General features: G+C 43.9%; 16 protein-coding genes and 1 tRNA gene. 12 read left to right on the top strand and 5 right to left on the bottom strand.

Going from position 1 to position 18,455, the window contains the following annotated elements; translation table 11 throughout:
* Positions 1-3 precede the first annotated feature (3 nt).
* The gene (gene mutS, locus B1L02_RS15975) at positions 4-2,595 is read right to left on the bottom strand and encodes a DNA mismatch repair protein MutS (protein WP_088531817.1); all 2,592 of its coding nucleotides are present in this window, start codon (positions 2,593-2,595) and stop codon (positions 4-6) included.
* A gap of 24 nt (positions 2,596-2,619) precedes the next feature.
* Between mutS and B1L02_RS15970 the strand changes: the two genes are divergently transcribed.
* The 4 genes from B1L02_RS15970 to B1L02_RS15955 all read left to right on the top strand — a co-directional run bounded on the left by B1L02_RS15970 (position 2,620) and on the right by B1L02_RS15955 (position 6,768).
* Positions 2,620-3,111 (top strand): CinA family protein, encoded by a 492-nt coding sequence (locus B1L02_RS15970; RefSeq protein WP_088531816.1) that lies wholly within the window; start codon positions 2,620-2,622, stop codon positions 3,109-3,111.
* Positions 3,112-3,177: 66 nt separating this feature from the next.
* A complete protein-coding gene (recA, locus tag B1L02_RS15965; protein ID WP_088531815.1) occupies positions 3,178-4,233 on the top strand; it encodes a recombinase RecA in 1,056 nt (351 codons plus the stop codon).
* 338 nt (positions 4,234-4,571) lie between these two features.
* Positions 4,572-5,888 carry an adenylosuccinate synthase gene (locus B1L02_RS15960; protein ID WP_088531814.1) on the top strand — a complete coding sequence of 439 codons (1,317 nt, stop codon included), beginning with the start codon at positions 4,572-4,574 and terminating at the stop codon, positions 5,886-5,888.
* A gap of 241 nt (positions 5,889-6,129) precedes the next feature.
* On the top strand, positions 6,130-6,768 hold the full coding sequence (locus B1L02_RS15955) for a tetratricopeptide repeat protein (RefSeq protein WP_088531813.1): 639 nt from the start codon (positions 6,130-6,132) through the stop codon (positions 6,766-6,768).
* A 146-nt stretch (positions 6,769-6,914) separates the two neighbouring features.
* Here B1L02_RS15955 and B1L02_RS15950 read toward each other — a convergent pair whose 3' ends face one another.
* Positions 6,915-8,786 carry a cation:proton antiporter gene (locus B1L02_RS15950; protein ID WP_088531812.1) on the bottom strand — a complete coding sequence of 624 codons (1,872 nt, stop codon included), beginning with the start codon at positions 8,784-8,786 and terminating at the stop codon, positions 6,915-6,917.
* Between the two features lie 565 nt (positions 8,787-9,351).
* Between B1L02_RS15950 and proB the strand changes: the two genes are divergently transcribed.
* Positions 9,352-10,458, top strand: a complete 1,107-nt coding sequence (gene proB, locus B1L02_RS15945) for a glutamate 5-kinase (RefSeq protein WP_410477288.1) — start codon at positions 9,352-9,354, stop codon at positions 10,456-10,458.
* Positions 10,459-10,461: 3 nt separating this feature from the next.
* Positions 10,462-11,709, top strand: coding sequence for a glutamate-5-semialdehyde dehydrogenase (locus tag B1L02_RS15940; RefSeq protein WP_088531810.1), 1,248 nt, complete (start codon positions 10,462-10,464; stop codon positions 11,707-11,709).
* A gap of 207 nt (positions 11,710-11,916) precedes the next feature.
* Here B1L02_RS15940 and B1L02_RS15935 read toward each other — a convergent pair.
* A tRNA-Ala gene (locus B1L02_RS15935) sits at positions 11,917-11,992 on the bottom strand.
* A gap of 129 nt (positions 11,993-12,121) precedes the next feature.
* Here B1L02_RS15935 and B1L02_RS15930 point away from each other — a divergent pair.
* Together B1L02_RS15930 and B1L02_RS15925 are read left to right on the top strand one after the other, a co-directional pair.
* A complete protein-coding gene (locus B1L02_RS15930; RefSeq protein WP_088531809.1) occupies positions 12,122-12,517 on the top strand; it encodes a hypothetical protein in 396 nt (131 codons plus the stop codon).
* Complete coding sequence (locus B1L02_RS15925; RefSeq protein ID WP_088531808.1) at positions 12,514-13,020, top strand: prolyl-tRNA synthetase associated domain-containing protein; 507 nt, start codon at positions 12,514-12,516, stop codon at positions 13,018-13,020. The genes B1L02_RS15930 and B1L02_RS15925 overlap by 4 nt, the downstream gene beginning before the upstream one ends.
* Here B1L02_RS15925 and B1L02_RS15920 read toward each other — a convergent pair.
* The gene (locus B1L02_RS15920; protein WP_088531807.1) at positions 12,985-14,118 is read right to left on the bottom strand and encodes an MFS transporter; all 1,134 of its coding nucleotides are present in this window, start codon (positions 14,116-14,118) and stop codon (positions 12,985-12,987) included. The two genes, B1L02_RS15925 and B1L02_RS15920, sit on opposite strands and share 36 nt — an antisense overlap.
* Before the next feature lie 188 nt (positions 14,119-14,306).
* On the opposite strand from B1L02_RS15920, the gene B1L02_RS15915 reads away from it, so the two are divergent.
* The 4 genes from B1L02_RS15915 (at position 14,307) to B1L02_RS15900 (ending at position 17,312) form a co-directional block, all read left to right on the top strand.
* Positions 14,307-14,843 (top strand): DUF2058 domain-containing protein, encoded by a 537-nt coding sequence (locus B1L02_RS15915; protein ID WP_088531806.1) that lies wholly within the window; start codon positions 14,307-14,309, stop codon positions 14,841-14,843.
* A 72-nt stretch (positions 14,844-14,915) separates the two neighbouring features.
* Complete coding sequence (locus tag B1L02_RS15910; protein ID WP_017218486.1) at positions 14,916-15,239, top strand: c-type cytochrome; 324 nt, start codon at positions 14,916-14,918, stop codon at positions 15,237-15,239.
* 121 nt (positions 15,240-15,360) lie between these two features.
* The gene (locus tag B1L02_RS15905; protein WP_088531805.1) at positions 15,361-16,128 is read left to right on the top strand and encodes a class II aldolase/adducin family protein; all 768 of its coding nucleotides are present in this window, start codon (positions 15,361-15,363) and stop codon (positions 16,126-16,128) included.
* Positions 16,129-16,136: 8 nt separating this feature from the next.
* On the top strand, positions 16,137-17,312 hold the full coding sequence (locus tag B1L02_RS15900; RefSeq protein WP_088531804.1) for a mandelate racemase/muconate lactonizing enzyme family protein: 1,176 nt from the start codon (positions 16,137-16,139) through the stop codon (positions 17,310-17,312).
* A 129-nt stretch (positions 17,313-17,441) separates the two neighbouring features.
* Here B1L02_RS15900 and suhB read toward each other — a convergent pair whose 3' ends face one another.
* Positions 17,442-18,245, bottom strand: coding sequence for an inositol-1-monophosphatase (gene suhB / locus B1L02_RS15895; RefSeq protein ID WP_088531803.1), 804 nt, complete (start codon positions 18,243-18,245; stop codon positions 17,442-17,444).
* Positions 18,246-18,455: the final 210 nt, after the last annotated feature.

Here is an 18,455-nt window from a genome sequence, read left to right as displayed (position 1 = left end):
TTTCTACAACATAGATTTAAGTTGATATAGCAAAGCATGAGCTTGCTTTGGTGTCATATCATCGGGATCCATATCTGCAAGTAGTGCTTCAACCTCTGAAGACTCATTGGCAAGCATTAGACTCTGCTGCACAGGTGCGGCTGTATGAGTCGGCTTATCGCCAACCACACTTTGATGTTGCTCTAACAAAGCGAGTTTCTGTTTAGCCAATTTAATTACCGCTTTTGGCACGCCGGCAAGGCTTGCTACCTGTAAACCAAAACTCTTACTTGCAGCCCCTTCCATCACAGTGTGTTTGAAGGCAATGGCATCGTTATGTTCAACGGCATCCAAATGCACATTAACTAGGCCGACTTTTTGTTCAGCCAATTCGGTTAACTCAAAATAGTGGGTAGCAAACAGTGTTTTTGCTGCAATTTTGCTGGCGAGATAATCCGCTGTCGCATAGGCGAGTGATAAACCGTCATAGGTGCTTGTACCACGACCAATTTCGTCCATCAGCACCAATGATTGGGCGGTTGCGTTGTTTAAAATAGTTGCAGTTTCGGTCATTTCAACCATGAAGGTTGAGCGCCCAGAAGCAAGGTCATCACTAGCACCAATGCGAGTAAAAATACGGTCGACAATTCCGATGGTGGCTGCGCTTGCCGGTACATAGCTGCCAATATGTGCCATCAACACAATTAACGCAGTTTGACGCATATAGGTCGATTTACCGCCCATATTTGGTCCAGTGATAATGAGCATTTTACGTTCATCGTTGAGCTTTACTGGGTTGGCGATGAATGGCTCTTTACTTACTTGTTCTACGACTGGATGGCGACCGTCTACTAAATCAATTTCACTACCTTCGGTAAGTGTGGGTTTACAATAGTCTAGTGTCTGAGCACGTTCAGCTAAGGTGTTTAGTACGTCCAAATCCGCAAGCGCCGCTGCCATGACTTGCAATTGTTCAATATAAGGAGCGATGAGTTCAAAGAGCTCTTCATATAGGCGCTTTTCGAGTGCCAACGCTTTCGATTGGCTACCAAGCACTTTGTCTTCATGCTCTTTTAGCTCAGGAATAATATAGCGTTCATTATTTTTCAGTGTTTGCCTGCGGATGTATTCTGCAGGTACTAAGTGCGAATTGGCGCGGCTGATTTCAATATAAAACCCGTGAACGCGGTTATACCCAATTTTTAATGTCGAGATCCCTGTGCGTTCGCGCTCTCTTTCTTCAAGCTTTTCTAGTACATCCGTGGCACCTGCGCTTAATGCGCGTAGCTCGTCAAGCTCTGCATTGTAGCCTTGTGCAATCACCCCACCATCACGAATGAGAACGGGGGGATTGTCGATAACCGCTCGTTCTAGTAGATCTTGTAACTTAGGTAATGCCGGTGAATGGCAAATGATGGACTGAAGTCTCGCATCTGTCGCATCTTGTAATATCTCATGCAGTGGCGGTAATGCTTGTAGTGCACTTCTTAAGCGTGTTAGATCACGCGGACGAGCGGTAAACAATGCTAAACGAGCCACGACTCGTTCAATATCGCCAATGTGTTTTAGTGCATCGTAAACTTCCATGCAAAGTTGTTGTTCGATAAGGCTTGCAATTGCATTGAGTCGAGCGTTGAGCTCTTTGCGTTCGCGCACGGGCGTATGAATGCGGCGTTTTAGTAAACGCGAACCCATAGCCGTTGAAGACTTATCTAAAATCTGCGCTAAGGTGTTTTCAACACCGCCAGAGAGGTTCAGTGTCAGCTCTAAGTTTTTGCGCGTCGCGGCATCTAAGATCACTGCATGCTCATTCTTTTCGAGCGTGATCGCGCGAATATGAGGTAGTGCAGTGCGCTGCGTGTCTTTCACGTATTGCATGACACAACCCGCAGCGATTAAACCCATATTGGCATTGTCGACACCAAAACCGACTAAGTCGCGGGTTTCAAACTGCTGACAAAGTAGATGCTTTGCAGTGTCTAAATCAAACTCCCAATCTGGACGGCGACGACTGCCTTTAATGCTTTCTAGCACTAAAAGGTTCTGAAATGATTCAGGATATAACAATTCTGCGGGCTGCAAGCGCTGTAGCGTGGAATTAAGTGCTTCGTCAGTTTGTAGCTCTACGATATTAAATCGGCCAGAGTTAATATCGAGGTAGGCAACGCCATAACCTAAGTTTTTTGGATGTTGGTAGACCGCCGCAAGTAAATTGTCTTGGCGTTCTTGTAATAGTGCTTCGTCGGTGACGGTACCTGGAGTAACAATACGCACAACTTTACGTTCTACAGGACCTTTACTGGTTGCAGGGTCGCCAACTTGCTCACAAATAGCAACAGATTCACCCAGTTGTACCAAGCGAGCTAAGTAGTTTTCAACTGCATGATAGGGAACACCCGCCATTGGAATCGGATTGCCACCGGCTTTGCCACGATAGGTTTGAGAAATATCGAGAAGCTGCGCCGCTCTGATGGCATCGTCAAAGAAGAGTTCATAAAAGTCGCCCATGCGATAGAACAGCAAGATTTCTTGATGCTGAGCTTTAATTCGCAGGTATTGCTGCATCATTGGGGTTTGTTGGTTTATAGTGTGTTCTGAATATAGATCTGACGACATTGTTGATACCTAAAAGGTTTTCCTATGGAGCACTACAAAGAGATAGCCGAATATGCGGCACAATTGGGCGCTATTCTAACGAATAACGGCGTAACAATCACTACCGCAGAGTCATGTACAGGTGGTGGGGTGAGTTATGCGTTAACAGATACGCCAGGGAGCTCTGCATATATAGAACGTTGTTTTGTGACATACAGTAATCAAGCTAAGCACGAATTATTGGGTGTGTCACAACAAACCCTAACGCAATTTGGTGCCGTGAGTGAGCAAACGGTTTTGGAGATGGCCAGAGGCGCTCAGCAGGCTGCTCATGCTGAAGTTGCTATTGCTGTGTCTGGTATCGCAGGACCGACAGGGGGCAGTGCTGATAAGCCCGTAGGTACTGTATGGTTTGCTATTGCAAATAGTGAAAAAGTTCAGGCATTTCACCAAGTATTTACTGGAAATAGGTCCGAAGTAAGAGTTCAAGCTATTGAATTTGCATTAAAAAACACTATAGCGATGGTAAAATCATAAAATTCTACTTGATACTGTAATTTCATACAGTATACTAGGTGTCATTACGCTGAATTGGAGAAGCAAATGAACGATAACAAGCAAAAGGCATTAGACGCAGCACTATCACAAATTGAGCGTCAGTTTGGTAAAGGCTCAATCATGAAACTGGGTGAGAACAAGGCGCTAGATATTGAAGCCATCTCAACTGGTTCACTAGGTCTGGATATTGCTCTTGGTATCGGCGGCTTACCAACTGGTCGTATTGTTGAAATCTATGGTCCAGAATCATCAGGTAAAACAACGCTAACATTACAAGCGATTGCAGAAGCGCAGAAGCTTGGCAAAACATGTGCGTTCGTTGATGCTGAACACGCACTCGACCCAATCTATGCCGAAAAGCTAGGTGTTAATGTTGATGAGCTATTAGTATCACAGCCTGACACCGGTGAACAAGCGCTTGAAATTTGTGACATGTTAGTACGTTCTGGCGCGGTTGATTTGGTTGTTATTGACTCGGTAGCAGCACTTACCCCTAAAGCTGAAATTGAAGGCGATATGGGTGACTCACACGTTGGCTTGCAGGCTCGACTCATGTCACAAGCGTTACGTAAGCTGACAGCTAATATTAAACGTTCAAACACATTGTGTATTTTCATCAACCAAATTCGTATGAAGATTGGTGTGATGTTTGGCAACCCAGAAACCACAACTGGTGGTAACGCACTTAAATTCTATGCATCTGTACGTCTTGATATTCGTCGTATCGGTTCGGTGAAAGAAGGTGATGAGGTTGTTGGTAACGAAACTCGCGTTAAGGTTGTGAAAAACAAAGTAGCACCACCATTTAAGCAAGCTGAGTTTATCATCATGTACGGCGAAGGTACGTCGAAACAAGGTGAGTTGATAGACTTAGGTGTGAAGCACAAACTGGTTGATAAAGCGGGTGCTTGGTTTAGCTACAACGGCAGTAAAATCGGTCAAGGTAAAGCAAACTCAATTAAGTTCTTAAAAGAAAATGTTGAGATCGCCAACGAAATTGAAGGCAAGTTAAGAGAAATGCTCCTAGCGCAAGCAGTCATTATGCCTGAGGATGGGGAAGATAAAGGTCTTGCTGAAGTTGAAGATGATTTAGAGCTATAAGCTAGCGACTCAAGCTTAACCGCCCACAAGCAAGCTTGAGCTATATTTTAAAAGCCCAAAGGCTAACCTTTGGGCTTTTTGCGTTTTATAAAAGTTTACTTTTGATAACAAAGAGATAGTTATCGATTAATCCGAACAATATGGCTCTTTTGATATAAAAATAAAATACGCAGCTTGATTTTCTGCGATTAATCCGCCTTTTCAATAAGTTATGTAATTTGTCTTGATACTTTACATCATGAATCTCAGTGAAAGCGGAAAAATTAGGCAAATTGGGGTGATTTCGGCTAGGGTTTTCTGGTAAAATCTGCGCCTAATTTTTTCTAAGTGAATTTGCAATGGGTAAAAACGTCGTTGTATTAGGCACCCAATGGGGTGACGAAGGTAAAGGTAAAGTAGTTGACCTACTTACAGATAAGGCTTCTTTAGTTGTTCGCTACCAAGGCGGACATAATGCTGGCCATACACTAGTAATTAACGGTGAGAAAACGGTACTACACTTGATCCCATCAGGTGTATTACGCGAAGACGTTAAGTGTGTAATTGGTAACGGTGTAGTACTTGCACCAGATGCACTAATGAAAGAAATCCACATGCTTGAAGCGCGTGGCGTTCCAGTACGTGAGCGTCTATTGGTCAGCGAAGCATGTCCTTTGATCTTACCTTACCACGTTGCACTAGACCAAGCGCGTGAATTAGCGCGTGGTGAAAAAGCCATTGGTACAACTGGCCGTGGTATCGGTCCTGCGTACGAAGATAAGGTAGCACGCCGTGGTTTACGTGTTGGCGATCTGTTCAACCCTGAGCAATTTGCTGCGAAGCTTAAAGAAGTACTTGAATTCCACAACTTTGCCTTGGTTAACTACTACAAAGTAGACCCAGTAGACTTCCAGAAGACATACGATGATGCAATGGAAGTAGCAAAAGTACTTAAGTCAATGATTGTTGACGTTACAGAGCTTCTTGATCAAGCGCGTAATGCAGGCGACCACATTCTATTTGAAGGTGCGCAAGGTACATTACTTGATATTGACCACGGTACTTACCCGTACGTAACCTCATCAAACACGACAGCTGGTGGTGTTGCGACTGGTGCAGGTTTTGGTCCTCTACACTTAGATTACGTTTTAGGTATTGTTAAAGCTTACACAACTCGTGTTGGTTCAGGTCCTTTTCCTACAGAGCTTTACGATGGTCAAGATAAACAAGACCCAGTTGGCAAACATTTAGGTGAGAAAGGCAACGAGTTTGGTGCAACAACTGGTCGTTTACGTCGTACAGGTTGGTTTGATGCAGTGGCAATGCGCCGTGCAGTTCAAATCAACAGCATCAGTGGTTTCTGCTTAACTAAACTAGACGTACTTGATGGTCTAGAAAAAGTGAAAATCTGTACTGGTTATCAGCTAGAAGACGGCACTGTAACTAATGTGACTCCTCTTGCTGCGGAAGGCTACGAGAAAGTGACTCCAGTATACGAAGAAATGCCAGGTTGGAGCGAAAACACCTTTGGTGCAACTTCTGTTGAACAACTTCCAGAAGCCGCTATCAACTATATCAAGCGTTTAGAAGAAATCACTGGCGTGCCAATTGATATTATCTCAACAGGCCCTGACCGCGTTGAGACAATGATTGTTCGCAATCCTTTTGCTGAATAATACTGCTGTCGATTGATAAAGAAAAAGCTGCTGTGGCAGCTTTTTTTATGTTCATTACCCTACAATTTTTCATCATCCTGCCGATAAATAAGCGAATGTTTGCTCATATGATAAAATTAGACTTCGCCTTGGCGCGGATAATGCTTAATCAAATTTGAGTGTCGATATTGCTGCAGAGCAAGTAAGTTGCCTTTGCAGCCTGCTATAGTTAAACAATCAGCTTTACTTTGATGGGTCTTCGATGAATTACTTACTTCGTTATTTTGCAGCTTCAGCATTGAGTGTTTCCTTAAGTCTCAGTATACAGAGCAAAGTATCTGCAGAAGAGGCAATCGAAGCTGTGCCTTTGTATACGCAGCAGGAGCTATTAGCGCTCATTGAAAAAAATCAACACCTTGCTCGGGTTAAAGCGGATGAATGCCAGCTGGTTAAAGATATTGAAGCGCGTGCTGAAATTATGGCGCTACCTTCGTATCAATTTCTTTATGGTGACATGCTAGCCTATGCCGTGTGTGTTGATAGAGATGTTGAGCTCGGTCTTTATTACATGAAAAGGGCTGCAGAGCAGGGTCTTGCCGCGGCGCTTGAACAATTAGGTCGTTACTATGATGTTGGCCAGTTGGTGCAAGAAGATAAAGCGATGGCTGTAACTTATCTGAGGGAAGCTGCGGCACTTGGCAACTTAAACGCTCAACTGAGACTCGTAGATGTGTTTAATCAAGGTCATGGTAGCCCTAGAGATTATGAAGATGCTTATCGATGGTTGTTCCATTCCGCAGTTGCAGATAAAAAACTGCACAAGCGAATTCAGGTAGCACTAGGGCAATTGGCGGATAAAATGCCTGATAGTGTGGTACAGCGCGCTAGATTACCTATATAACCTGAGTTTAGGATAACTCCGTTGAATCAATAGGTATTACTTCTGTGGGTTGTGAGTGGAAAGTAAAAGCGGCGTAACTTACGCCGCTTTTACTTGTTTCTAAATAAAGCCCGTAAAGCTAACTTATTCCTTATCCAAACCTCATGTTAAGTAATTTGCTGGCTGCTAAGTTTCGCACCAATTTGGCCTTCTTTATTCGCGTTAGGATCTTTAAGCACCGTTAACTTAGGCGGTTGTAGCGCTAATACGCGGTCGCCTTCTTCTGGAAGCTTTTTCATGTCAGAGGTAAATGGACGGATCAACATAGGTTCCTCATCTTTGTTCTGCTCTGTGAGCACAAACAGCGGAATTGCTTCACTATTAACCTCTTTATACTGCTCCCATTTAAACTCTTCTGAGATCCGAGTTACGCTCACTTTGCCTCCCTTAGCCATCATGCTACTTAGCTTGGCGTAGTTACCTTCGTCACCAAACAAGATTTGGCGAGAAAGGAAAGTTGCGCTATCTTTGTTTGCCTTGGCATGGTTCGTCGATGACTTGAGCGAGTACACACACTGATCGCCGAGTAAGTGAGAAAAGTACTGTACACCCAAAGCGTTGTGGTGACGGTTAGGTGAAAGCGCTAGGACTGATTTTAAGCTGGTCAGCGGGAGGTAACGCTCAGCATGCTCCGACTGTGGGTTACCATAGTAGCAAGGCAATCCATCCATTCTTGCCATCTTGCAGTTTTCCCATGCGGGATCGGAAAGATAAACATCAACATTTTGGTCTTTTAAGCCCTTAGCAACTGCTCTAGCTACATGGTTTGCACCAATGATGAGTAGGGTATTGGGTTTGGGTTGACGTACGCCTAAAAGACGCGCGAAAGGCGTTGCCGTTAAGCTTTGTAGTACCACAGTAACAATGATGACGGTGAAGATAAGCGGCACCATTTTATCCGCATCCGCGATTTGTGACTTTGTCATACTCAGCGCAAAAACTGAGCCTACAGCTGCAGCTACAATACCTCGAGGAGCTATCCAACTTAACAGAATTCGAGACTTAATCGGTAGGTCAGTATTGAACGTTGATAAGAATATCGACAGCGGGCGAGCAATAAATAATACTACAGCTAGAAAGATAAAGACGTCGGTGTCTAACAGCATTAAATCTTCTAACTTGAGTCGTGCCGCGAGTAAGATAAATAAGCTCGAAATCAGGATCATTGAGAGATCTTCTTTAAACTCTAACACTGAGTCTATTTCCAAGTCATCTTGGTTAGCGAGCCAAATACCAAAGATGGTCACGGCTAGTAAACCTGACTCATGACTCAGATGATTCGATAGCGTAAAGCTAAACAACACTAGCGCTAAAATAGCGAATTTGTGAAGCTCAAAAGGAAGCCATTCTTTTCTTATTAGGTAAGTGGTGAGATAACCTGATGCGACGCCAATACTGATCCCAACACCAAGCGTTGATACGAGCGCCCACAGGGTATGACTGAAGATACCTTCGCCACCAACTAAAGAGACGGCTTCAAATACGAGTACCGCAAAGAGCGCCCCAATTGGGTCTATTACAATCCCTTCCCACCGTAAAATACGATCTATATCCTTGTCTGGGCGCATTGCGTTGAGCATCGGGGCAATAACCGTTGGACCGGTCACGACAAGTACCGCGCCTAAAACGGCGGCAACTTGCCAGTTAAGTTCCAGCACGAAAATAGCGGTCGTTGCTATCACCGCAAAGGTTGCCAACATTCCGATAGAACAGAGATTCCGTACGACCTTACCAATCCCTTTTAGTTCTTTAAAATGGAGGGTTAGTGAACCTTCAAAGAGGATAACTGCAACGGAAAGCGAGACGACGGGAAAGAGTAAATCCCCGAGTAAGGCATCTGGGTCTAGGGTGCCACTAAATGGCCCCAAAGCAAGGCCTATAAGAAGTAAAAACAAAATTGCAGGAACCTTAAAGGCCCAAGCAAGCCATTGTGCTATTACAGAACATACTGCAATACCTGCAATGTAGATTGCTGACATAGATTCTCCCCGGTTGGATTATCCCAACATTTTTATCAGTATAGCTAGCATCCAGTTATAACACAGCGCGAATGAGGGTAAAGTGAATAAATTACTGAAAATAAGGTATTATAAAATTGATTTATGGTCGTCATAAATAATTAACATGGGATAGGGTTGCAATCTTACCCGTGCTTACGTTAAGGTAATAAGCGTTCAAGGCGTGGAGTAAATCGCGCCATCATTCACAATCTACTCATTACGCAATTATTCATTGCGGTACAGCCTTTCCGGCCGCACCAAACCATGGTGGCCCTGTTGGAAGCGGCTCGACGTCAAGGGTTAAGTACTTGATGTCACAATCAATCTTCTATTAGTGAAATGTCAGCCAGTTAACGATTGTTACTGCGTCTGGGTTTAGCATGTGTGGCGATATGATGGGACCAAGGTCTTCGCCGTCGCACGTCTGTTTGTTTTATCTATTTGCCGACTTTGTGGTCGATGCATTGCGCTTTCTGTTGTCTTCTAATAGGAGATATTTGGAGTACCAACTCGTGGGTGGGTGGTTAATTTAATGCAGGAATTTATGTCGATGAAACAGTCAAAACGTATAGTAATCAAGATCGGGAGTGCGTTAATCGCTCCAGAGCAAGATGGGTGTCGATCCCGTTATTTACTCAGCATCGCGCAATTCATCGTGCGTTGTCGAGCCCGAGGTATCGAGGTGATTCTCGTCTCTTCAGGTTCAGTCGCGGCAGGGTCGCACTTATTTCCAAATTCAGAGCAGCCTAGCATTGCGGTGAAAAAAGCGATGGCGGCAGCTGGCCAAACCGAGATGATGGCTACGTGGGACCGTTTCTTCGACTTCCCTTCGGCGCAGATATTACTGACTCACGGCGACCTGCGTGACAGGGAGCGATATACCAGTATTCGTGAAACAATATTCACTTTACTCGATCATGGAATACTGCCTATTATCAATGAAAATGACACCGTGACCACAGACGACCTGAAGGTGGGTGATAACGATAATTTGTCTGCCATGGTAGCAGGGGCTGCAGACGCCGACGGGCTAATTATTTGCTCCGATGTCAGTGGTTTATATAACAAAAACCCTAATTTACATGCTGATGCAGTACTGATTTCAGAGGTGACAGAGATCACTGAGGAAATCTACGATATGGCAGGTTGTCCAACAAGTAAGGTTGGCACTGGTGGCATGAAAACCAAAATTGAAGCTGCTGAAAAGGCAACGTCTCACGGTATAGATACTTACATTGTTAACGGCTTTGAAGAAACAACTTTTGAATTGTTGTTGGCGGGTAAAAATCCGGGGACCGTATTTACAGCCTATGACAAGCCAATGCAAGAAGCGGTGCATTGGATGACTCACACAGCCTCAGAGCAAGGTGAGCTGGTTGTGGACAGCGATTATGGCTCTAACGAAAATCAAGTGGTAGGGCAGTTAAGTGGTGATGAAATCACTGAGGTAAAAGGTGAATTTTCTGTTGGTGACACCGTACTCGTAAGGAGTAAAGACGGTAAGCGCTTAGCCAAAGCGACTACGAATTACAGTAGCTGCCTATTAAACTTTTTAACTGAACATGAAGAGAATCCGATCAGCGAAAGAATTCAAGATAGCATCGGGCCCGTTATTTCAGAACAAGATATTGCATTATTGGAGAAGTCATAAGACATGAGTTTAATTACAGATATTTCAGCACAGGCTGCAAAAGCAGCGAAACAGTTAGCACTATTATCTACAGAGCAAAAAAATTCGGTGTTAGCAGATATGGCAAAAGGGATCCGTGAAAACAGCGATGCCATCATTAAAGCCAATGAAGCTGACTTAGCTGCAGCGCGTGATAATCAACTTAGTGACGCCATGATAGATAGATTAACGCTTAACCAAGCGCGTATTGAAAGCATGGCTGAAGGCATTGAGACCATCATTCAATTGGATGATCCAGTGGGCGCGCGTAGAGACATGGGCGTAAGACCAAATGGCATTAAAATCAGCAAAATGCGAGTGCCACTTGGTGTTGTCTGCATGATTTATGAGGCACGCCCCAATGTCACCGCTGACGCCGGTGCGCTGTGTTTTAAATCAGGTAATGGTGTTATTTTGCGTGGTGGTAAAGAAGCGTTAGCGAGCTCTTTAGAAATTGCTAAAGCGATGCATCAGGCGCTTGAAAAGCATAACCTACCAGCTGCACTGGTTTCTGTTATTCCAGATCCAGATCGTGCATTGTTAATGGAGCTGATGCAGCAAAAAGATTATATTGACCTTATTATCCCACGTGGTGGTGAGGGTCTAATCAACTTCGTCACTGAGAATAGTACAGTGCCAGTGATCCAGCACTTTAAAGGCGTGTGTCATTTATATGTAGATAAAGCAGCCGATCTCGATAAAGCAATGGCGCTGCTGTTAAATGGTAAGACTCAGCGTACTGGTGTATGTAATGCGCTAGAGGGGTTAATTGTACATCAAGATATCGCTCCGACTTTCTTACCAAAGGCAGCTGCGGTACTGGCTGAAAGCGGTGTGAAGATTAATGCGTGTAAACAAGCCATAGCCTATTTCGATAATGCAGTTGAGTTAAGCGATGACGAATTTGGCGAAGAATACTTAAGTCTTGAAATTGCAGTTCGTCAGGTAGCCGATTTTAATGCAGCGCTCGCACATATTGATCGCTTTGGTAGTCACCATACCGAAGTTATCTGTACGGAAGACAAAGCTGCTGCCGATTTGTTCCAACGCGGTGTAGATGCTTCTGTTGTGATGGTTAACGCCTCTTCACGTTTTAGCGATGGTTCAGCGTTAGGTTTAGGTGCCGAGATCGGTATTGCTACAACCAAATTGCACGCGTACGGACCTATGGGTTTAGAGTCGCTAACGACAGAAAAGTTTTTAGTGAATGGTGAAGGTCAAGTCAGAGAATAATGAACTGATGCTGCTTGAGTAGATGGAAGAATCATACTCAGTGGTAGACACAGAATGACATAAGTAACTGCAAAGCTCGGGTCGAAAGACTTGGGCTTTTTTCTTTTTGGTTTAGGGTTTTAATGTTGTAAGAAGTAAGAAGTAAGAAGTAAGAAGTAAGAAGTAAGAAGTAAGAAGTAAGAAGTAAGAAGTAAGAAAAGCGGAAAGTGGTGGAGCTAAGCAGGATCGAACTGCTGACCTCCTGCGTGCAAGGCAGGCGCTCTCCCAGCTGAGCTATAGCCCCACATTCCGTCTGTAGACGAAGCGAAATTTAATCATTTTTTATATTCCCGTCAACCCCTGACAAAAAATTTCGCTATTTTTTTATAGTCTTTGTTACACTGAACTGAAAATAAAACGAATTAAGCGAATTATGGTTCTGCGTCATATCTTTTTTATTCTCATCGTTGGGCTTCTAGCAAGTTGTGCATCACAGCCTGATGAGCCTGAACTTATTATCGAAAAACAATCTCTTCATAAGCGCCTTTCGCCAGCGGGTGATAAAGAATTTGCTTTCATTGTAACGGTACAAGCAACACCTCGAATGGAGCTGGATTCAAGTAGGCCAATATCAAGAAGAGAGCTAAAACGTTTTGCCGAGTTTGAGCGTATTGAAGATTCCCCCTCTCTAAAACTCAAGCTAGAAGAGCAAGCCGTGGCCTTATTAAAACCGGCTTTGATTGAGGCGGACTATTGTAACGGAGGTCATAAAATTACCGATGTATACTGGCGACAGCGCAGCGTTCAGTTACGAGGTAAGTGTTTGTGATCAGAAACAATCCAAGAGCACTTGCAGAGCGGCTCGCTCAGCTCGATATCAACTATCTCGATTATGAGCATCCACCTTTACATACTTGTTTGGATGCTGACAATCTAAAGTTAGAAAGAAAGGGGACGAGGCTGAAAAATCTCTTTCTCCGAGATAACTATGGTAAGCGACACTTTCTTTTTATTATTCCTGCAGATAAGCAAGTAGATCTAAAAGCGCTGTCTAAATCTCAAGGGGTGTCGCGCTTAGGTTTTGCATCGACGGACAGGCTAGCAAAGTATTTAGGTGTGGAACAAGGCTGTGTGTCAGTACTCACACTGCATAACGACAGCGAGCAACAAGTCGAATTATGGCTTGATAATGAACTGCAATCTGCGCACTTGTGGCAGTGCCATCCCCTAGTGAATACCAAAACTTGGGTGTTAGCGCTCGAAGATCTAAAGCGCTTTTGGCAAGTCACTGGACACTCACCTCACTGGGTTGACTGTGTTTCTCAAACTTAGCACTAAGCCGACTGTACATACGATAAAAAGTGACGCACAAAACCAAGTGATACCAGCTTGCTCATAAATCAAACCCGGAAGATAAGAGCCCAGCACGCCTCCTGAATAATAAAACGAAACATAAGCGCCATTGGTGACGGTTGCTGGAGCCTGACTAATACCGTTGGCTAATGGTGCAGCGGTTGAATGGATCACAAACATACAGGCGCAGAATAGCGTAAATAAGATCACAAAAAAGAAGATAGACGCCACGGGTAAAAGTGCAATGGTTGTGGCATAGATAAGGAACATCACAGCTAAAAAGCGCCAGGTAGAATGAAACTTACCTTGTAGCCAAGGCGTAATGATAGACCCTAAAGCGCCAACTAAATAGCCTGTATAGACCCAGCCCACTTTACTGGGGTCGGTTAAATTAAAGTCGTACTTCAGTATAAAAGGTAGAAAATTGAGTAGGCCCGCGAAGCAAAAAAACATACAAAACACAGAGCTATACAATCTTACTAGGCGCGCTTGCTTGAGCGGTGCTAAGTATTCACGGATCCTGGTGGCTTGTATTATCGGTGGCTTATTTTTACTGGCTCGAATGCTAAACGCCAGCACAATCAATAATAATGCGTTTAGGTAATAGAAATTTTGCCACTCGAACCAGGCTGCAAAGTTGGCTGCAAGGGTTCTACCAAAATAGCCTCCAGCTATCGTACTCCCAATATAGAGGCTCATATTCGTTTTCAGTTGAGCGCCGCTAAACTGTTGGCCAATATAACCCGTCATTGCAGTGAGTGCCGCGGGTAATAATAGCCCTTGAATTAACCGAGTAAACAATAGCCCTGAAAATGAAGTCATTGAAGCAAATGCTAAACTGCTGAGTGCCAATAGCAGCATAGTCCATTTTAAAATGCGTAGCGGGTTGGACTTTGCCAGTAATAATCCGTAGCAGATTGGTGCGATAGCGAGAGGTAGCATCGTTGCTGACATCAGCATGCCAGCATCGGACGCCGACACGCTAAATAGCTCTGCAAACTCAGCTAGCAGTGGCTGTGGTGCATAAAGCACAAAAAAAATGGTAACAGAGCAGAGCAATAGATGAATGACAGGCATTAAGTGATAAGGCTTTTAATTTCGATGAGTCAGCTTAAATTAAAGCAAACTAGATGACAATTTTTTGCGCTAAATCACGATGCGCAAAAATAATTTTGGTAGTTTTACATTAGATTGACCGATTCCTCTCTGGCCAATCGAAATAGCTGAGTTAAAATAGTGAAAAGTCTATTTTACGGAGTTGCATGATGGGTTCACTGCAAGATCAGTTGCTAAAAGCTGGCCTAACAACTGAGCACAAAGCGAAAGTTGCAAAAACACAAAAGCGTAAGCAGCAGAAGAAAAAGAAAAAGGGCGCAACGAGCGACCAAACAGACCTTCAAAAACATATTGAGCAAACAAAGCTCGAGCAGCAAAAGCGTGCCGAAGAGCTAAACAAAGCGAAGCAAGAAACACTTAAAGACAAAGAACAAATTGCTCGCGTGAAGCAGATCTTAGAGCATCATAACCAAGATGAGATCCGCGGCAATGTGACCTTTAACTTCACATACCAAAATAAGGTGAAGGAGTTAGAAGTTAATTCAGAAACACAAAAGGCGTTATCAAAGGGGCGTTTAGCGATTTGTGTTTTAGAAGGACAGTTCTACGTGTTACAAGATGAACCAGCCAGAAAGATTGCAGAGGTAGACGAGAAGTATATCGTTTTCCACGTAGAGGATAATCAGCAAGGGGATGAGGATGACCCTTACGCTGACTTTGAAGTCCCAGATGATTTGATGTGGTAGTGATTAGGCTTTAGGTCAAACTTTAGTCTACACTGACTTACAACGTTAACCGTCAATAAAAAGAGTAATGATATGAGCAAGATGAAAAAACTACTAGTAGGGACTACGGTGGCAATTTGCGCACTAGGTTCAGCAAGTTCAATGGCTGCAGATGGTAAAGCATTGTATACAGCGAAGATGTGTCAAACCTGTCATGGTGCAGAAGGTAAAGCACCAATCATGCCTCTGTATCCAAAGCTAAATGGTCAAAATAAAGAGTACTTGGCCGCACAAATGAAAGATATCAAATCAGGTAAACGTAATAATGGTATGTCAGCGGCGATGAAGGCGATGGTTGCCAATGTCACTGACGCTGAAATCGATGCGATTGCAGAGTATCTATCTAAAGTTGAATAACATCAAAGTTAGATATCAAAGATGATAAAAAGCCACCGTTCGCGGTGGTTTTTAGTTGAAGATATAATTAAGCTAATTTAGACTTCTATACATCCAAATGTGGAGTAAATAAGGGATCCCCATGTTCGAATTACCTCAGTTAAATTTAAAAGACAAAGTAAGCGCAGAAGAATGGCAACTGCGTGTTGACCTTGCCGCTTGCTATCGACTGGTTGAGCACTTTCGTTGGGGAGATCTAATTTATACGCATATGTCGGCGCGTTTGCCGGGTACGGATCATTATTTAGTAAACGCCTTCGGCCTGACATTTGATGAAGTCACCGCTTCTAATTTAGTGAAGGTCGATCTTGAAGGGAATATTCTTGATGATACGCCATTTAAGATTAATCCGGCGGGTTTTACTATTCACAGTGCAATCCATGAGGTGCGAGAAGATGCGCATTGCGTTATCCACCTCCATACCAAAGAGACGATTGCAGTGGCGAGCCTAGAGTGTGGTTTATTGCCTTTGAGTCAGCATAGTATGTTCTCCTTACCATCACTGTCTTATCACGGCTATGAAGGTTTAGCGGTGAATATGGATGAGAAAAAGCGCTTGCAAGATGACTTAGGTACAACCAATCACATGCTGCTCGTGAACCATGGTGGTTTAACTGTTGGACCAACGGTAGGCGATGCCTTTATGCGTTTTTATGACTTACAGCGTGCATGCGAAATCCAAGTTGCGATTCAAGCAACGGGACAACAAGCGGTACCTGTACCACAGCCCATTATTGATAACATTTATAACCAAGCGAATGTCGTGCATAGCGGTAGCACCGGTGGTCAATTAGCATGGCCTGCAATGCTTCGTAAAGCTTACCGCCTAGACCCAAGCTTTGCTCAATAGGAGTCAACATGAAAGTTAATCGCGTCGAAGTTTTCGATATTCATTGTCCAGATAGACCTGCTTGGACACCCGTTTTTGTTCGTATTCACACCGATGAAGGTATCTCAGGGGTTGGTGAAGCTGGGCTTGCATACGACCTCGGTCACAGCGCAGCGGCCAGTATGATCAAAGAAATGGCTGAAGCCTTTTTGATTGGTCACGACCCTTTTCAAACCGAATTGCTATGGTCGCGTATGCTGAGAGAAAGCTTTTGGGGTTTAGGTGGCGGGCCTGTGGTATATGCGGCTATGTCAGCAATAGATACCGCGCTTTGGGATATTAAAGGTAAAGCCTTAAACCTACCTGTTTATCAGTTGCTTGGTGGTAAAGTGAATCCCGAGCTTCGTACCTATGCCTCACAATTACAGTTTGACTGGGACAGCGAGTTTAAAGCACTAGTTCAACCTCACGAATATGCTGAAGCGGCTCACAAAGCCATTGCTGAAGGGTACGATGCGGTTAAAGTTGACCCCATCCAGTACGATAAAGATGGCAATACCTATTACGATAGAACTAAACTTATCTCGCGCGCGGAAATGAAATTATACCGTGCAAGAATGAAAGCTATACGTGAAGCGGTAGGTGATGAAGTGGACATTATTTTTGAATGCCACAGCTTACCGGGCGCGACATCGGCCATTCAAATTGCGGACATCGCTGAAGAATTTGATTGTATGTATTATGAAGAGCCAGTGAATTATCTTAACCACTCTTTACATGCAAAGGTAGCAAATAAGACTTCAGTGCCAATTGCTGGTGGTGAGCGTTTGTATAATCGTTGGGGCGTTCGTCCTTATTTTGAAGATCAAAGTATTGATGTACTGCAGCCAGATATTGGCTTATGTGGTGGCTTTACGGAAACTAAGAAGGTATGTGACTACGCTGATATCTTTGATATCCGTATTCAGGCGCACGTCTGTGGCGGCCCAGTAGCAACCGCAGCGTCACTACACTTGGAAACCGCGATCCCAAACTTCCTGATCCACGAGCACCATACTTACGCAATTAAAAAGTGGAACAGAGAGCTATGCTTGCAAGATCCACAGCCTAAGAACGGTATCTTTACCGTGTCAGAAGAGCCGGGGCTTGGTATTGAGCTAAACGATGAAATCGTGATGCGCTCAGCCCGTGTGGAAATTAAGTAGGTATCCGGCGCTTAGCTTAAATACCTGAGTTTGGAATAACAGTTAGCTCTTACTATTGTTATTCTTAGACTGAATCAGATACAAAAAAACCCAAGCAGTGCTTGGGTTTTTTCATCTAAGTCAGAGTTATTATTTTAACAATGACTCAGTTAATACTGGACGAATTTCTTTTACAATCGCTTGGCAGAGCTTAGGTGCGCCACAGATGATGTTGCCGCTACGGTTAAAGTTAGCACCGCCTGCAAAGTCAGTGACCATACCACCAGCTTCTTTTACTAACAGCTCACCAGCTGCTGTATCCCAAGGCTTAAGGCCAATTTCAAAGAAGCCATCCATACGACCTGCTGCAACATACGCCATATCGAGTGCTGCAGAACCTGCACGGCGGATGTCAGCGGTATGAATGAATAATGCTTTGAATGCTTCTAGGTAGGCGTCCATGTGGTGCTTTTGCTTGAAAGGGAAACCTGTTGCAAGCACAGTGCCTTGTAATTCAATAGACTTAGATACACGAATACGTTTGTTGTTTAGCTGTGCGCCTTGACCACGAGATGCGGTAAATAATTCATCGCGGATTGGATCGTATACCACAGCTTGCTCTACGCGGCCTTTGACTTTTAGCGCGATAGAAACAGCGTAGTGGGGGATACCTTTAACAAAGTTAGTCGTACCGTCTAAAGGATCGATAACCCAAAGGTAGTCTGCATCTTTGCCTTCGTGATGACCAAATTCTTCACCAACAATAGAGTGATCAGGGTAAGATTTTAAAATTGTGTCACGAACGATTGATTCCGCATCTGTATCGATGTTTGTTACTAAATCATTAGTGCCTTTTTGAGTGGCTTCAACGCGCGATAAATCTTCACTTGCACGTAGGATAATCTTACCTGCGTTACGCGCAGCGCGTACCGCAATGTTCAACATTGGATGCATAGCATTACCTTTAGGTTGTAAAAGAACAGGATCATTTTGAGCCGGCGTATTCTAGCGGTTTTTTCTCTAAAGTAAATAACCAATTGTGAATTTGTCTGGTTGTTTTTTATACTCCGTTGCTGTGCAAAGGTTTTTAATTTCTGGTTGTGGAGCTTGGATAAACGCAAATGAGATATGCTACACTGCGCCATTATTTTTGTTTGAGACTCG

Origin of the sequence: Pseudoalteromonas piscicida (assembly GCF_002208135.1) — a bacterium.
Taxonomy (GTDB): Bacteria; Pseudomonadota; Gammaproteobacteria; order Enterobacterales; family Alteromonadaceae; genus Pseudoalteromonas; species Pseudoalteromonas piscicida_A.
Note: the sequence above shows the minus strand (reverse complement) of the source record. Positions and strands in the feature narration are given on the sequence as shown.

What these genes read in the sequence shown, in the direction of transcription:
- mutS (WP_088531817.1), bottom strand. Translation starts at nt 2,595, where the DNA reads ATGTCGTCAGATCTATATTCAGAACACACTATAAACCAACAAACCCCA.
- B1L02_RS15950 (WP_088531812.1), bottom strand. Translation starts at nt 8,786, where the DNA reads ATGTCAGCAATCTACATTGCAGGTATTGCAGTATGTTCTGTAATAGCA.
- B1L02_RS15905 (WP_088531805.1), top strand. Translation starts at nt 15,361, where the DNA reads ATGTTCGAATTACCTCAGTTAAATTTAAAAGACAAAGTAAGCGCAGAA.
- B1L02_RS15970 (WP_088531816.1), top strand. Translation starts at nt 2,620, where the DNA reads ATGGAGCACTACAAAGAGATAGCCGAATATGCGGCACAATTGGGCGCT.
- B1L02_RS15920 (WP_088531807.1), bottom strand. Translation starts at nt 14,118, where the DNA reads ATGCCTGTCATTCATCTATTGCTCTGCTCTGTTACCATTTTTTTTGTG.
- B1L02_RS15940 (WP_088531810.1), top strand. Translation starts at nt 10,462, where the DNA reads ATGAGTTTAATTACAGATATTTCAGCACAGGCTGCAAAAGCAGCGAAA.
- B1L02_RS15960 (WP_088531814.1), top strand. Translation starts at nt 4,572, where the DNA reads ATGGGTAAAAACGTCGTTGTATTAGGCACCCAATGGGGTGACGAAGGT.
- B1L02_RS15910 (WP_017218486.1), top strand. Translation starts at nt 14,916, where the DNA reads ATGAGCAAGATGAAAAAACTACTAGTAGGGACTACGGTGGCAATTTGC.
- suhB (WP_088531803.1), bottom strand. Translation starts at nt 18,245, where the DNA reads ATGCATCCAATGTTGAACATTGCGGTACGCGCTGCGCGTAACGCAGGT.
- B1L02_RS15915 (WP_088531806.1), top strand. Translation starts at nt 14,307, where the DNA reads ATGGGTTCACTGCAAGATCAGTTGCTAAAAGCTGGCCTAACAACTGAG.
- proB (WP_410477288.1), top strand. Translation starts at nt 9,352, where the DNA reads ATGTCGATGAAACAGTCAAAACGTATAGTAATCAAGATCGGGAGTGCG.
- B1L02_RS15955 (WP_088531813.1), top strand. Translation starts at nt 6,130, where the DNA reads ATGAATTACTTACTTCGTTATTTTGCAGCTTCAGCATTGAGTGTTTCC.
- recA (WP_088531815.1), top strand. Translation starts at nt 3,178, where the DNA reads ATGAACGATAACAAGCAAAAGGCATTAGACGCAGCACTATCACAAATT.
- B1L02_RS15900 (WP_088531804.1), top strand. Translation starts at nt 16,137, where the DNA reads ATGAAAGTTAATCGCGTCGAAGTTTTCGATATTCATTGTCCAGATAGA.
- B1L02_RS15930 (WP_088531809.1), top strand. Translation starts at nt 12,122, where the DNA reads ATGGTTCTGCGTCATATCTTTTTTATTCTCATCGTTGGGCTTCTAGCA.